At 53.1% G+C, this 14427-nt stretch carries 12 protein-coding genes; 7 read left to right on the top strand and 5 right to left on the bottom strand.

Annotation, left to right across the window (positions count from 1 at the left end; all coding sequences use genetic code 11):
* Positions 1–60 precede the first annotated feature (60 nt).
* A complete protein-coding gene (locus tag MKY64_RS19345) occupies positions 61–1104 on the bottom strand; it encodes a HAMP domain-containing sensor histidine kinase (protein ID WP_340955130.1) in 1044 nt (347 codons plus the stop codon).
* Positions 1101–1775, bottom strand: coding sequence for a response regulator transcription factor (locus MKY64_RS19340; RefSeq protein ID WP_340955128.1), 675 nt, complete (start codon positions 1773–1775; stop codon positions 1101–1103). Before MKY64_RS19340 ends, MKY64_RS19345 begins: the two co-directional genes overlap by 4 nt.
* A gap of 216 nt (positions 1776–1991) precedes the next feature.
* On the opposite strand from MKY64_RS19340, the gene MKY64_RS19335 reads away from it, so the two are divergent.
* Positions 1992–4370 carry an ABC transporter ATP-binding protein/permease gene (locus tag MKY64_RS19335; RefSeq protein ID WP_340955126.1) on the top strand — a complete coding sequence of 793 codons (2379 nt, stop codon included), beginning with the start codon at positions 1992–1994 and terminating at the stop codon, positions 4368–4370.
* A 187-nt stretch (positions 4371–4557) separates the two neighbouring features.
* On the top strand, positions 4558–4899 hold the full coding sequence (locus MKY64_RS19330) for a hypothetical protein (protein ID WP_340955123.1): 342 nt from the start codon (positions 4558–4560) through the stop codon (positions 4897–4899).
* Between the two features lie 44 nt (positions 4900–4943).
* On the opposite strand, the gene MKY64_RS19325 is transcribed toward MKY64_RS19330, so the two are convergent.
* A complete protein-coding gene (locus tag MKY64_RS19325; protein WP_340955121.1) occupies positions 4944–5234 on the bottom strand; it encodes a hypothetical protein in 291 nt (96 codons plus the stop codon).
* Between the two features lie 162 nt (positions 5235–5396).
* Positions 5397–6827 (bottom strand): DHA2 family efflux MFS transporter permease subunit, encoded by a 1431-nt coding sequence (locus tag MKY64_RS19320; RefSeq protein WP_340958130.1) that lies wholly within the window; start codon positions 6825–6827, stop codon positions 5397–5399.
* A 298-nt stretch (positions 6828–7125) separates the two neighbouring features.
* Between MKY64_RS19320 and MKY64_RS19315 the strand changes: the two genes are divergently transcribed.
* The 4 genes from MKY64_RS19315 to MKY64_RS19300 all read left to right on the top strand — a co-directional run bounded on the left by MKY64_RS19315 (position 7126) and on the right by MKY64_RS19300 (position 10002).
* Positions 7126–7707 (top strand): TetR/AcrR family transcriptional regulator, encoded by a 582-nt coding sequence (locus MKY64_RS19315; protein WP_340955120.1) that lies wholly within the window; start codon positions 7126–7128, stop codon positions 7705–7707.
* Between the two features lie 120 nt (positions 7708–7827).
* Positions 7828–8655: a metallophosphoesterase family protein gene (locus MKY64_RS19310; RefSeq protein ID WP_340955119.1), complete on the top strand. Its 828-nt coding sequence runs from the start codon at positions 7828–7830 to the stop codon at positions 8653–8655.
* 138 nt (positions 8656–8793) lie between these two features.
* A complete protein-coding gene (locus MKY64_RS19305; protein WP_339254656.1) occupies positions 8794–9270 on the top strand; it encodes a VOC family protein in 477 nt (158 codons plus the stop codon).
* Positions 9271–9303: 33 nt separating this feature from the next.
* A complete protein-coding gene (locus tag MKY64_RS19300; RefSeq protein ID WP_340955118.1) occupies positions 9304–10002 on the top strand; it encodes an SDR family NAD(P)-dependent oxidoreductase in 699 nt (232 codons plus the stop codon).
* 24 nt (positions 10003–10026) lie between these two features.
* Here the strand turns inward: MKY64_RS19300 and MKY64_RS19295 are convergent, their stop codons facing one another.
* Entirely contained in the window at positions 10027–11238 is a 1212-nt protein-coding gene (locus MKY64_RS19295) for a sugar efflux transporter (RefSeq protein ID WP_340955116.1), read from the bottom strand.
* A 255-nt stretch (positions 11239–11493) separates the two neighbouring features.
* On the opposite strand from MKY64_RS19295, the gene MKY64_RS19290 reads away from it, so the two are divergent.
* Complete coding sequence (locus MKY64_RS19290; RefSeq protein ID WP_340978977.1) at positions 11494–14334, top strand: glycoside hydrolase family 3 C-terminal domain-containing protein; 2841 nt, start codon at positions 11494–11496, stop codon at positions 14332–14334.
* Positions 14335–14427 lie beyond the last annotated feature (93 nt).

Here is a 14427-nt window from a genome sequence, read left to right as displayed (position 1 = left end):
CCAGATTCCGCCTGATCCCGTCATAAGCGGCCGCAAGGGAGCGCACCCCTCAACTAACCCTCACCCCCCGCCCACCGGCAGCTTGATCGTGAACGCCGAGCCTTGGCCCGGCTCGCTGCGCACCTCAATGGTGCCTTTACTCAGGCTGAGGATGCGCGCGGCGAGCGGCAGGCCGAGGCCGTTGCCCCCGGCGGCGCGGGCGGGGTCGCCCTGGTAGAACTTCTCGAAGATGTGCTTGCGCACCTTCGGGGTCATGCCGATGCCGGTGTCCGCGATGACCACCGAGATCCAGGCCCCGTCCGAGTGGAGCGCGACCGAGATCGTTCCGCCCTCCGGCGTGAACTTGATCGCATTGCCGAGCACATTAAGCCACACCTGCATCATCAGCTCCTCGTTGCCATAATACCGCTGCTCATCCAGCTCAATATCCAGATTCAGCTGCTTGGCGGACCAGAGGGATTCCAGCAGCAGCAGGGCCTGGCGGAGCTGCTCGTCCAGGGGATATTCGGCCAGCTCTGAGAGCATCTCCTGGTTCTCCAGCTTGGATATCTTGAGGATGTTACCGGACAGGTTGGAGAGCTGCCGTGAGCTTTCAATGATCATTCCGGTGTATTCGTTATGCTCTTCCTTGCTCAGATTCTCTTCCTGCAGCAGCATGGCGTACCCTTCGATTGCTGCAATGGGCGTCTTGAATTCGTGAGACACATTCACGACGAAGTCATTGCGGAGGGTCTCGATGCTGCGAAGCTCCTGAACCATAAGGTTGAAATGATGTGCCACCTCACTGATCTCATTGATCCGGTGGGACTCATTCAGATAGATATTGAAGTTGCCGTCTGCAATCTCTTTGGCTGCCCTGCTGAAGTCTGTAATCGGGGCCAGGATCTTCTTGCCCACCATAATAGTGATCGTGGTCCCGACGACCAGGCTGAACAGTATCATCGTCAGAACGGGCGGAAACGGATTGCCGTGCTCCCTGGTATGATTGCCCAGCCGGTAATACAGGAGGGCTATGACTCCCAGGATGAAGACAAAGAACAGAATGATCACGAACACCATTGAGACGAAATACCACCATAGCCCCCTGTCTCTTCCCCGAATCATCCCTGCTTCACCACCTTATAGCCAAGCCCTCTGACCGTGACGATTTCAAAATCCGGATTGTCCCTGAAACGCTCCCGCAGCCGGTTAATGTGAACCACCACCGTATGCTCATCCGACTCGGAGTCCATCCCCCAGATTTCATCCATGAGCTGCTGCTTGGTGAAAATTTTATTCGGATAAGAGATCATTTTATAGAGGAGATAGAATTCTTTTTGCGGCAGCACGATGCGCTCAGGCCCCTGAATCACGGTTAACGCATCATAGTCCAGCACCGTTTCTCCCCATTCGATTTTGCGTTCGCTGATGATTTTGGCCCGGCGCAGCAGCGCCCCGACACGCAGGAGCATCTCATTCACATTGACCGGCTTGACCATATAATCATCAATGCCAACGAGGAAGCCCTGCTGCTTATCGGCAAAATTCTCCCGCGCCGTCACCATCAGGACCGGAAGCTGACTGTTGTTGTCCCGGATCATCCGTGTCAGCTCGAAGCCGTCCATCATGGGCATCATAATATCGCAGATCATCAGATCGATATATTCCTTATCCAGCATCGCCAGCGCATCCTCGCCATTCACAGCCGGAACCGTGCGGTAGCCGTGTCTGGTCAGTACAGTACAGAAGAGCTGCCGCAGCTTGGCGTCATCCTCAACTACAAGAATAGTAAACATAGATTCTCCTCCTGGAACGGTTCCATGTTATAGAACGTATAGCCTGTATATATGTTCTGTGGTTTTTTTTAAGTATACCTCATCAAGATCAACTTAATCTCAACCGGGAGTTTAGGTTTAGTTTATATTGGACGATTATACTGGGGAACAGCAGGACAGGAAGTGCGTCGCACCTACAGAGAATAAGAGTATAGGAATGGAAAGGGAGACTGGACAATGCTGCAATTAAAAAACATTACCAAGAGCTATAAGACCGGCGAATTCACTCAAGTTGCACTGGATAAAGTAAATCTCAATTTCAGAGAAAGTGAGTTCGTTGCGATTCTGGGCCAAAGCGGCTCGGGCAAGACCACGCTGCTTAATATCGTCGGCGGACTGGATCAGTATGACAGCGGAGAGCTGATCATTAACGGCCAATCGACGGAGCGCTTCAAGGACAGCGAATGGGATGCGTACCGCAATAACAGTGTCGGCTTTATTTTTCAGAGTTATAATCTGATCTCGCACTTAAGCATCACAGACAACGTGGAGATGGGGATGACACTCAGCGGGGTATCTTCAGCCGAGAAGCACCGTAAGGCGCTGGAGGTACTGGAGAAGGTCGGACTTAAGGATCATGTGCACAAAAAGCCGAACCAGCTCTCAGGCGGACAGATGCAGCGTGTGGCGATTGCCCGTGCACTCGCGAACAATCCGGATATTATCCTGGCCGATGAGCCTACCGGAGCCTTGGATTCGGAGACCAGTGAGCAGATCATGGAGCTGATCAAGTCGATTGCCGAGGATAAGCTCGTCATCATGGTTACCCATAATCCTGAGCTGGCAGAGAACTATGCAGACCGCGTAATCCGCTTCTCGGATGGTCATGCGATCTCGGACAGCAATCCGCTGCCTACACAGAAGACCTCAAGTGCGTATAAGCTGAAGCAGACAAGCATGAGCTTTTTCACAGCCCTCAAATTATCCGGCAAAAACATTGCCACCAAGAAATGGCGCACGGGGTTGACCGCTTTTGCCTCCAGTATCGGAATCATTGGTATTGCCCTGATCCTGTCCCTGTCCAATGGCTTCGACAAACAGATCAGCTCCTATGAAACCGGGGCCTTATCCAACTTCCCGATCTCCATCAACCAGACGGCAATGAATTTGCAGAATGCAGGCCCTCCAGGCCAGGAAACAACGGAGCTCCCCTCCTATCCGGCTGAGAAAAAGCTGTATCCATACGACCCTACGGTGAATTCAGCCATCCACACGAACGTGCTGACCAAGGAGTATATCGAGTACCTTGACGGAATCGATCCCAAGCTGATTGACGGCGTCTCTTACACCCGTACCGTGAATATGAACTGGCTGGTGAAGAATGGGGACAAGGCGTCGGTTCTGGATAAAAGCAAGATCACAGTAGCACCGTATCCAAGCAAACAGGGCAGTGCCTCGGGCAGCTATCTGGAGCAATACTATGATCTGCTGGAGGGGAAATTCCCGACAGAGAAGACGGATCTTGTGCTGATCGTGGATCAGTACAACCGTCTGACCGATGGAGCAGTGAATGCGCTTGGACTGGATTATAAAGCAAAGAGTATCAATCTGAGTGATCTGGTCGGAACTCCGCTCAAGCTGGTCATGAACAATGATTATTATAAGCAAAATGGTGAACAGTTTGTAGTCAATGCAACCGGAGGGAATCTGAATGACCTCTACAACAGCCCTAAGGCAGTAACACTTAATATTGTCGGTGTGCTGCGCGCACAGGAGGGGTCGACAATCTCAACGCTGTCGCCCGGCCTGGTCTACTCCGATGAGCTGGCGGCTTCCTTCATTGCAGATGCACAGAAATCGAAAATTGTACTCGCACAAGAGAAATCCGATATCAATGTATTGACGGGGCAAGCCCTGTCGGAGGGGGTCGCAGGCGGAGGCTCCGGTACCGGAATGGGCGAGATGCCGCTAGTGAACGCCGGGATGGCAGCGGCAGCCAGCATGTCGTCCATGACGAAGGAGAATGCCCTTGCAGCGCTGGGGGCCACGGATATTCCAAGCGCAGTCTCGCTGTATCCGATTGATTTCAGCGCCAAGGAATCTGTAACGGCTTATCTCGATAAGTGGAATGAAGGGAAGGCTGCCGAAGCTCAGGTACAGTACACCGACCTCGCAGCTATAGTCACCAACATTTCCGGCGGAATTATGGACGGGATTACGATGGTGCTGATTGCTTTTGCGGCGATTTCCCTGGTGGTCTCCCTGATCATGATTGCGATCATTACGTATATCTCCGTGATGGAACGTACGAAGGAGATCGGCGTACTGCGTGCACTGGGTGCCCGTAAGAAGGATATCACGCGGGTGTTCAATGCCGAGACTTTCATTATCGGAGCATGCTCGGGGATTCTGGGCATCGGCATCACTTATCTGCTGACCATCCCTGTCAATGCAGTCCTCTACAACCTGACGGAGCTGAAAAATGTTGCCCAGCTGAATCCGCTCCACGCGCTCGTTCTTGGTGTCATCAGCGTCCTGCTCACTATGCTGGGCGGAGCTATTCCGGCCAAGATGGCGGCGAAGAAGGACCCGGTGACTGCCCTGCGCAGTGAATAACCAGCCGTAGTCCAGATCAGCCAGACTGAAATAACGAAATAACAAAGAACCAAGGGAATCCGTTCCTTTGGTTCTTTCTGCATTTAATTTCCGCATGATAAATTGTCATAGATCACAGACAGACAGGGATATTGTGGGATAAAATAACAGGAAATAGAGATTTAATCATGTATCCAGGAGGGATTAAATGAAGACCAGAGGCAGGTTGCAGGTCATTGCAGGTTTTCTTATGCTGGCGGCTATTATTACCTTGCACGATGTGCTGGAGAATCAGACTCTGAGAATCGTATTATCGATCACTGTAGCGGTAGCCGCTGCTTATTTTCTTTCCAAAATCAGTCTTCCGCAGCAGGTATCCGGCAAAACGATGACGGTAGCGTTAGTATCACTGCTGATATTCACTTGCGCATACCATATCCTTTTGTCCGTAGTTCTGGAGCAGAGCGTATTCGCTAATGATTTTTGGATTTTCATGTGCGTAATTTACCTGTTAATCTGGATGCGTGCCCGGCTAAGCCCCTCAAGATAAAAGCAGCCGCTTGCATTGGATGTAGCCGGAGCAGCAGTCTGGGATTACTCCGCAGAAGGCAGCTGGGCGCGCAGCGTTTTCTTTTTGTTAATCTCCTTGGACAGCTCTAACTGCTGCTGGGAGATTTTTTTGAGCTCAGCCTGCAGCTTGGTGATACGGCTCATTTTACTGCTGAGGGAGCTTGGGGATGGGCTTAGCTTACAGTCTTTTTCCAGCTGGTTGATCTTGAGCTTGGTCTTGCGGGTCTTCTTCTGCAGCTCTGTAATACCGGCTTCCATCTCTGCGATCTCCTGGTTTAAACGATCCAGCACCGGTTTTGTGAAATTAATAGCCATACGGGCACCTCTTACTTTTATTAATATAATAAGCAGTCAGGATATCATTGTACTATAAGCGCTACGTATATGCGAGGGTGTAGAAGAAGACCCGTGGAGTGCGCTCCGCGGGTCTTCTTCTGTCAGCAGCCTATGGAATAGCACAGCAGGCAGGTGCTCTCCTCAGACCTCCTCGGCGACAACGGTCTGCTGCTTCAGGGCCGGTTCCTTGGCTTGACCCACCTGCTTAATGAAGAAGGAGAGTAAGAGCCCGATAATGCCGATGCCCACAATAACCAGATAGGAATCGTTGATGCCCTGGATGGAAGCCTCCATTACCATATGCTTCTGACTCTCGCCGGCAGTTCCGCCGCTGGCTGCGAGTTCCTGGAAGTGAGTGGCGGTACGGCTGGTCATCACGGTGACCAGCAGAGAAGTGCCTACTGCGCCGGCAACCTGCCTTACGGTATTGGAGATCGCTGTACCATGTGAATTCAGCCTGGAGGGCAGCTGATTCAGCCCGAGGGTCTGAATCGGCATCAGCAGCAAGGCCATGCCAATCCGGCGGCCGGTGGACATCAGCATCAAATACCCGTAGCTTGTCGAGTCTGTAAGATTCACGAAGCTGAGTGTAGTCAGAATCGTGATCGTCAGGCCGATAATGGCGAGCCATTTCGCTCCGAAGCGGTCGAACAGCTTGCCGGTGACCGGCATCAGCGCCCCCATAATCACCGCGCCGGGCAGCAGCAGCAGGCCGGATTCCATAGCGGTGAAGCCGCGGGCATTCTGCAGATAGAGCGGCAGCAGCATCATATCCGCATACATCACAATCGTAACCGCCACACTGATGACGGTGGTCAAGGAGAACATATTGTATTGGAAGGCCCGCAGATCCAGCAGCGGGCTCACGGAGGTGAGCTGCTTCCATATGAATAATCCTAGGGACACGGCGCCGGCGGCCAGCGACAATAGCACCTCTGCGCTGGACCAGCCAGCACTGGCTGCCCGGCTGAAGCCATAGAGCAGGGTGCCGAATCCGATGGTGGACAGGATCACGCTGGTAATATCGATTTTGGGAAAAGATCGCTCGGCCACATTTCTCAGATAAATAAAACCGCATACGATGACCATAACCGTGAGTGGAAGCATGCCGTAGAACATCATCTCCCAAGAATAACGTTCCATAATATATCCGGCCAGCGTAGGGCCGATAGCCGGGGCAAAGATAATGGCTAGCCCGACCATCCCCATGGCGGCTCCTCTTTTCTCACGCGGGAAGAGGGTCAAAATAACCTGGGTGAGCAGCGGCATGATAATGCCGGCACCGGCAGCCTGAATCATCCGTCCGGTAAGCAGCACCGGGAAGCTTCCCGCGAGCGCTGATACAAGGGTACCCGCAAAGAAAATAAACATCGAGGCCTGGAAAAGCTCCCGTGTAGTGAATCGCTGCATCAGATAGGCCGTAATGGGAATCAGCACACCGTTAACCAGCATATAGCCGGTAGTGAGCCACTGGGCCGTGGCCGCCGTAATATTGAAGTCATGCATCAGCTCCGGTGTAGCAACACTCATGATGGTCTGATTTAGTGTAGCCAGAAAGGCACCCAGAATCATTACGAAAAGAATAGGTCCCTTGGAAATGGATTGGGCTTCTTTGCTTGCTGTCTTGTTACTCACTATTCTTCATCCTTTCAAACCGCCAACTCATGGACTAAATTTACAATGTGTCGTATAGTTTACAATGTATAAAGTAGATTATAAATGAAAATATCATGTAATCAAGCAACGATTTTCGTGAAAATGTAAATTAGTTTACACTTTGAGGATATGTGTAGTGTATATAGTTGAAAAACGACACTTTTGACTGAAAATGTAGCCTGCTCTTGGGCAGCACAGATTGGAGAGAACAGAAATGACGAATCCCGCCGAGCGGACAGATCCGCGTGTCCTTCGTACACGCCAATTTCTTAAAGAGGCTCTAATAGAGCTGATGGAAGAGATGAGTATAGAGAAAATTACCGTCAACCGCCTTGCGCAGCGGGCCCAAATTAACCGTGTGACCTTCTATCTGCATTACCGGGATATCCCGGATATGCTGGAGAAAATGGCGGATGATATGGCTGAGGAGGTTCTGGAAGTAGTGAGAGAGGATACAGACTTTATGGAAGCCGCACAACAAGAGAAGTGGCCGATGCTGGAGCACCTGCTTGTGCATATTGCAGAGAACGCCAAATTCTACAAAATCGTACTTACGTCGCGGAAGAGCACGATATTTACCGACCGGCTTTTTAAACTGATGGCAGACATTATTTCTGCACGGGTGGAGAGCAGGGTTACCGCACATGACGTTTCCGAAGTAACGGTACAGAAGGACATCGCTGTGTGGTACGGCTCGGCGGCCCTCATTGGTACCATCATCGCCTGGCTCCGGGAGGATATGCCGTATACACCGCAGTATCTGGCCAAGCAGATCACTTCGCTACGGGCGAATTGATTGCGAGGGGCAGATCAGGATGGCTCCACAGGTCCAAGAGCAGCCAATTCCTCCCGCATATAAATAGTAGAGACTACTATGTATTCTGAAGCTATTTTTGATGAGGTGGGGTGGTGCGAGATGAAGAGACAGGCAAGACCGGCACGGAAGCGGGTGCTTCGCGCCAAGCGGCAGGCTGTACCCGGAGTGAAGCGCAGAATCAAGGCACAGACAGTTGAGTTTGCGGTGTTTGGTGACAGCCATGTGGGATATGGTAACAGCTTGAGCATCTTTAAGAGTCTTTTGCCTAAGGCAGTGAGCAGCGGGAACAAACGGTTTATCATCTTCGGGGGAGATAACACCCAGGCGGGGGCGGATCACGGGAATAACGCCGGGACGTACTATAAGGAATTCAAGGACACCGTTACCAGTACGCTGGGAAGCATCCCTTACAAGGCTTCTATTGGAAATTGGGAGGCCAGCACACGGTCGTTGTTCACTCAATACTTGGGGGCGGTGTCCGGACAGATGAATTTTCCGGGAACGCAGGGGAAGGTGAGATATGTATGGCTGGATTGCGCACTGGGCCAGTTCACGCCGGCCAGCCTCAATCTGCTGCGTAATCTGGATGACAGGTATTTCTATATTATTGATTTCCACTGGCCGCTCCGGGTACAGGGCATTACGGTGGATTCCAGCCATGTGCTCAGTGCGGCCGAGACCTCCAAGTTCTTCACAGCCATTCCGGCAAAAGCCAGAGAGAAGGTGCTGGCGATCTTCACACATCATGGTCACAAATTCTACCGGAAGCTGAATAACATCTATCCGGGGTACACGAAGACCAAATTCTTCGTCACCGGCTGCTCCGGGGACTACAAATGCAAGCTCGGCGGGAATATGGGCTATTATAACGCCACATTAACCAGCAGCGGATCAGGCTATAAAGTCGAGGCTTTTATTGCCCACTAAGCTTATTAGACGGAGCATAACTGAGGAGAATGTCTTCAAGGCATTCTCTTTTGTCTTTTGCTGCCTTATGAGAACTTGACAGCCCTTTCACAGGTTGGGTATGGTTGTCTGGTCAGCAGATAAAGGAGGCAGAACAGAATGTCAGGATTACTTGGAAATCACTTCATGACACAGATTGGGATTCTGGTTCACGATATCGAGAAGGTGAGTCAGGCGTATGCAGACTTTTTCGGACTGGACAAGCCTCAGATCAGCATCACGGACACGGCAGACATTGCCCGGACGGAGTATAACGGCGGAGGGACAGGGTCGAGGGCGAAGCTGGCTTTTTTCGACATGGGCTCCTTGCAGTTAGAACTGATTGAACCGGATCATGAACCGAGCACCTGGCGCGATTACCTGAATGAGCACGGGGAAGGGGTTCACCATATTGCGTTCGTGGTCGAAGGCATGAAGGACAAGATCATGCTGCTCGAAGGCAAGGGATTCCCGCTCCAGCAGAAGGGCGAGTATACCGGCGGACGGTATGCCTACTTGGATACGTTCAAGGAATTGAAGGTAGTGCTGGAACTGCTGGAGAATGACAACGATAACAGTAATAATAAGGATCAGTAATACAAATAGAATTCAGACGGGAGGAATTATACAATGAATATTCTGATTACAGGGGCGGGACGCGGACTGGGCCTTGAGCTGGCGGCGGCTGCGCTGGAGCGTGGACATGCTGTTATTGCCGGGGGACGGGATCTGATGCGCGGGCAGGCAGCCTTAGCTGATCTGGCGGCAGTACACGGGGATAAGCTGACTCTAGTAACGCTTGATGTGACGGACGAGGCCGGAATAGCAGCACTTGCCGCCAGCCTGACAGAGCAGGCCCGGACACTCGGCGTCATCATCAATAATGCCGCAGTGCTGAATGCCACGGACACCCCGCTTGAAGAGCTGGATATGGAAGAGATGCAGCATGCCATGGACATCAATCTGTACGGGCCGATGCGGGTGGTCAAGCACCTTCTACCTCTGCTGACAGGGCCGGATGCTTCAATCATTAATATCTCATCAGAGGCAGGCAGTATCACCAATGCTTACCCGGGCAGCTATCCGTATACGATCTCTAAGACCGCGCTCAATATGTTCACGCAGAAGCTCCATGTCACGCTGAAGGACCGCGGCATCCATGTGCTCAGCGTCCATCCCGGCTGGATGCCTACGGATATGGGCGGAGCTAAGGCACCGCTTCACCCGCGCACCAGTGCCGAAGGGATTCTGGACCTGATCGGGCAGAGAGCCGAGCCGTCCGGCCATTTCAGATTCGTGGATTACACAGGTAAGGATATGGATATCTAGCCGCCATGCCCGGCACTTCACCTGTCAAGAGGCGAGTGGAGTTGTAATGTTCTCGTCCGGAGAGCGGCGGGGCCAGAGCAGCAATCCCAGTGAGCAGACTACCAGCACTACGCAGAGCAGGTAGGAATGGCGGTATCCTAACCACTGGGCTGCGGCTCCTCCCGCCAGGCTTCCGGCCAGTCTGCCGATGGTTGTAGCATTGGTGTACAGCGTGGAGGCATAGCCGGGAAGGTCCGGCAGCAGATCCTGAATATAGCTGATGCCAATTGCAGAGATCACAGCGACAAAAAAAGCCAGCAGTACCTGTCCGGCGATGAGCTGCCACAGCTCACCTACTCCGATCACCAGCGCATAATAGATTCCCCCCATTGCCATTCCCCAGCCCAGCAGCGCCTTGCTTGTGTATTTGGCTGACAGCAGCCCCAGCACCAGCATGAACGGAATTTCCATTAACGCACAGATACTGGCCACCGAAGCTACATTCTGTGTAGTGCCTCCCAGCGTATTGACAATGAACAAGGAGATATTCAGATTATTGGCCCAGTGTCCGGTATAGAGCAGGGTCAGGATGAGAAAAGGAACCAGTACCCTGGCATTCCTTTGCACCCCGGCGGGCTGCCGGACACGCTGTTGAAGCTGCTGCTTAGCGGCTGAAGGCCGTACGAAGCTGAACACCAGAAGAGCATTGAGCAGGAAGATCAGAGTGGTCGAAGAGAAGATCCCCTGAAATCCGAAGCGGCTCAGGAGGGCGGCTCCTACCAGCGGACCGCTGATGAAGCCAAGGGAGAACATCGAGCGCAGGGCCGAGTTAGCCAAGGCATGATCAGGAGAGCTGCTGGCGCTCACAGCTTCTCTGGCACTGGCGAATAATTGCGGCATCGCCGGGGCGCCGGCTGCGGTGAATATGGTCATATAGGCCAGCAGCGGGTAGAAGTCATGGATGAATATGTATCCGGCAAAAGCCACCGCGTTGAACATCATACAGATCACCATCAGCCTGCGGCGGTTCAGCCCGGCGTCGGAGCGTTTGGCAATGAACATGCTTAAGGCTACTCCGCTAAGCAGCGTCACCGCTGTAAATATTCCGAAGGTTCCGGCGGATACGCCGAGTTCTTCTGTGAAGTAGACCGCCAGGAATGGAGCGCTGATCGAGATGGCCATTCCCTGGAACAGCATGCAGAGCAGGAATATAGGATAGGTTGGAATGAGGAGCAGAGCATAGGTTCTTTTGAGCATAGAGTGTGTGAACTTCCTTTCAGCATTGTTTAGTCTTAACTTCGATTTATCTATAGTATAACGTCAATAGTATGTGATGTATCTGATTAACGTCTTTACAGTACGGAATCCCTAATAATGAACTGATTTTTGGGCCAATTGTTCAGGTGTTATTGTCAGGAAGGATCTTTTAAGATGGAGGAGGATAGGACAGCCGGGCTGTGCGGAGGAAAGAGGACGCTGGTTTGGCTGGAGATGAAACCGTTATCATGAAGAATGAAGGAGAGATTACATTTGGACGCTGCTGCATATCCCTTTAGACAAACGGAATTGCCATTAGATGAACGTGTTCAGGATCTGCTCTCCCGGCTGACGCTTGCGGAGAAGGTCAGTCTGATGCCGCAATATCAGGCTGCCATTGAACGGCTGGGTGTAGGCGGTTACAAGCATGGAACGGAGGGAGCGCACGGGATTTCATGGCTGGGCAAAGCCACCTCTTACCCGCAGCCAAGCGGCCTCGCCTGTACCTGGAACCCGGCGCTGCTGCAGAGAATCGGCTCGGCGATCGGGGATGAGGCCAGAGCCTTTTACCGCAAGAATCCCACTATTAACGGCTTGACTCTGTGGGCACCGACTGTGGATATGGAACGGGACCCGCGCTGGGGGAGAACAGAGGAAGCCTACGGGGAAGACCCTGAGCTGACAGGCCGGCTGAGTACAGCGCTCGTCCAGGGAATTCAGGGGGATCATCCGGTGTATCTGAAAGCGGTAGCGACCCTGAAGCATTTCCTCGGGAACAATAATGAGATCGACCGTGGCGTGGCTTCGTCCAGCATTGACCCGCGCAATATGCGCGAATATTATCTGGAAGCGTTCAAGCCTGCCTTCAAGGAAGGCGGCGCACAATCCATGATGACCGCCTACAATTCGGTGAACGGCGTGCCGGTTATCCTCCATCCGGCGGTGATGGAGATTGTGAAGGGCGAATGGGAGATGGACGGCTTCATTGTCAGCGATGCCGGAGACCTGTTCGGGATTGTGAAGGACCATAAGTACTATGATTCCTTCGCCCAGTCCATGGCGGAATCCATTAAGAATGGTATTGACAGTGTGACCGAAGAGACGGAGGAGACCATTAAGGTCATTCACGAGGCGCTTCGTGAAGGGCTGCTGACCGAGGAGGATCTGGACCGCGCGCTGGCGAACACCTTCCGCGTCCGCTTCCGGCTCGGTGAGTTCGATCCGGAGGAAGGTAATCCGTATACGAAGATAGACGACTCAGCCATTCTCAGCAAAGCGCATGGCGAGCTGTCACTCGAAGCCGCGAAGGAATCCATAGTGCTGTTGAAGAACGACAACGCTGCCCTTCCGCTGAATGCAGCCTCGTTGTCCAAGGTCGCTGTGATCGGCACGCTGGGGGACGAAGCGTTCAGAGACTGGTATTCCGGTACGCTGCCATATGCGGTGACCCCTTTGCAGGGAATCATCAAGAAGCTGGCAGGTAAGCAGGTCACCTTCGAGAGCGGGGATGACCGGATCATTCTGACCTCCGCTGCCAGCGGACAAGCAGTGGGCATCACGGGCGAGGACGGACGGCTCGCAGTGCTGCATGATCAGCCGGAGCGGGGAGAGATGTTCCGCCATACGGCGTGGGGCTGGACCGCTCATACCCTTGAATCTGCCAGCAGGGGACAATATGTTACCCTGACAGATGCCGGCACACTGACCGCTTCCGCTGATGAAATCTATGGCTGGTATGTGAAGGAATCGCTGAATCTGGTCCCGGAGGGGGAAGGCACCGTCAGCTTGCGTACCTGGAACAATCAGCCGCTCGTTATCAGTGCTGAGGACGGAACCATTCGCGCTGCTGAAGAAGAAACGTCTGCCGAAGCAGCCCAATTCCATAAGAAAGTTGTCGTGAACGGCGTAGAAGCAGCGGCGGAAGCGGCCCGGGCCGCTGAGGTTGCCGTTGTATTCGTCGGTAACCATCCGCTCTTGAACGGCAAGGAGGAGATTGACCGGCCGGATATCGTACTGCCCGCAGAGCAGGAGAATCTGGTCAAGGCTGTCTATGCCGCCAACCCGAACACCGTCGTGGTGATCGTCGGCAGCTATCCGATTTCCTCCACCTGGATCGACGAGCATATTCCGGCTGTGCTGTACACCTCGCACAGCGGACAGGAGTTGGGCCATGCAGTCGCAGATGTCCTGTTCGGCGATTACAGCCCGTCCGGCAAGCTGAATATGACCTGGTACCGCAGCGTCAGCCAGCTGCCTGAATTCATGGACTACGATATTATCAAAGGCAAGAGAACCTATATGTACTTTGACGGTGAGCCGCTCTACCCATTCGGTCACGGTCTGAGCTATGCGCAGGTGAATTATAACAAGCTATCACTGGCAGCGGAGGAAGTACAGCAGGATGGTATTATCAGTCTGAACGTAGAGCTTGAGAACAGCGGGAGTGTAGACGGTGACGAGGTAGTTCAGCTGTATGTCCAGTGCTTGTCTACCCGGATCAGGCGTCCGCTTAAGCAATTGAAGAGGTTTGACAAAATCCGGCTGGCTGCCGGACAGAAGCAGACGGTCACCTTCACCTTACCGGCCGCTGAACTTTCCTTCTGGGACGTCAGCCGCGAACAGTACTGTGTGGAGGATGGGGAATACATGCTGATGGCAGGCCGTTCCTCGGGAGATATCCGGCTGTCAGCCACAATCAGGTTGCATGGCGAGACCGTTCCGCCGCGTGATCTGTATACGCCGGTTAAGGCTGAGAATTACGATGATTACGATAGCGTCTTCCTTGATGAATGCAAGGCTGGCGGCGCTGCGGTGCATCCGGTGAAGGAAGGGGCATGGATCGCCTTCCATAATGTCCGGTTTGCAGAGGGTGCAGCGGGCGTCGAGATGCTTGTATCCTCCGTTCAGGGAGGCGTGGTTGAAGTCCGGACCGGCAGTCCGTCCGGCAAGCTGGCAGCAACGCTCGCGGTTCCGGCAGGCGGTGAGCAGCAGTGGCATGGCCAGTCCGCTATAGCGGGTGTGGACGCCGGAATCACGGATATATATCTTGTCTTGCGGGGTGAGATTCTGCTCAGCCGCGTTCAGTTTACGGTGTAGGTATTCTTGCATTGCGGGACCTTTGTATAGATGTGAAAAAAGCTTCTGGATGGCCCTTTGGGCGGTCCAGAAGCTTTTTTGTTGAACTGGCTG

It is taken from the genome of Paenibacillus sp. FSL R7-0210 (genome assembly GCF_038009085.1).
Taxonomy (GTDB): domain Bacteria; phylum Bacillota; class Bacilli; order Paenibacillales; family Paenibacillaceae; genus Paenibacillus_AQ; species Paenibacillus_AQ silagei.
Note: the sequence above shows the minus strand (reverse complement) of the source record. Positions and strands in the feature narration are given on the sequence as shown.

What these genes read in the sequence shown, in the direction of transcription:
- MKY64_RS19345 (WP_340955130.1), bottom strand. Translation starts at nt 1,104, where the DNA reads ATGATTCGGGGAAGAGACAGGGGGCTATGGTGGTATTTCGTCTCAATG.
- MKY64_RS19340 (WP_340955128.1), bottom strand. Translation starts at nt 1,775, where the DNA reads ATGTTTACTATTCTTGTAGTTGAGGATGACGCCAAGCTGCGGCAGCTC.
- MKY64_RS19335 (WP_340955126.1), top strand. Translation starts at nt 1,992, where the DNA reads ATGCTGCAATTAAAAAACATTACCAAGAGCTATAAGACCGGCGAATTC.
- MKY64_RS19330 (WP_340955123.1), top strand. Translation starts at nt 4,558, where the DNA reads ATGAAGACCAGAGGCAGGTTGCAGGTCATTGCAGGTTTTCTTATGCTG.
- MKY64_RS19325 (WP_340955121.1), bottom strand. Translation starts at nt 5,234, where the DNA reads ATGGCTATTAATTTCACAAAACCGGTGCTGGATCGTTTAAACCAGGAG.
- MKY64_RS19320 (WP_340958130.1), bottom strand. Translation starts at nt 6,827, where the DNA reads ATGATTCTGGGTGCCTTTCTGGCTACACTAAATCAGACCATCATGAGT.
- MKY64_RS19315 (WP_340955120.1), top strand. Translation starts at nt 7,126, where the DNA reads ATGACGAATCCCGCCGAGCGGACAGATCCGCGTGTCCTTCGTACACGC.
- MKY64_RS19310 (WP_340955119.1), top strand. Translation starts at nt 7,828, where the DNA reads ATGAAGAGACAGGCAAGACCGGCACGGAAGCGGGTGCTTCGCGCCAAG.
- MKY64_RS19305 (WP_339254656.1), top strand. Translation starts at nt 8,794, where the DNA reads ATGTCAGGATTACTTGGAAATCACTTCATGACACAGATTGGGATTCTG.
- MKY64_RS19300 (WP_340955118.1), top strand. Translation starts at nt 9,304, where the DNA reads ATGAATATTCTGATTACAGGGGCGGGACGCGGACTGGGCCTTGAGCTG.
- MKY64_RS19295 (WP_340955116.1), bottom strand. Translation starts at nt 11,238, where the DNA reads ATGCTCAAAAGAACCTATGCTCTGCTCCTCATTCCAACCTATCCTATA.
- MKY64_RS19290 (WP_340978977.1), top strand. Translation starts at nt 11,494, where the DNA reads ATGAAGGAGAGATTACATTTGGACGCTGCTGCATATCCCTTTAGACAA.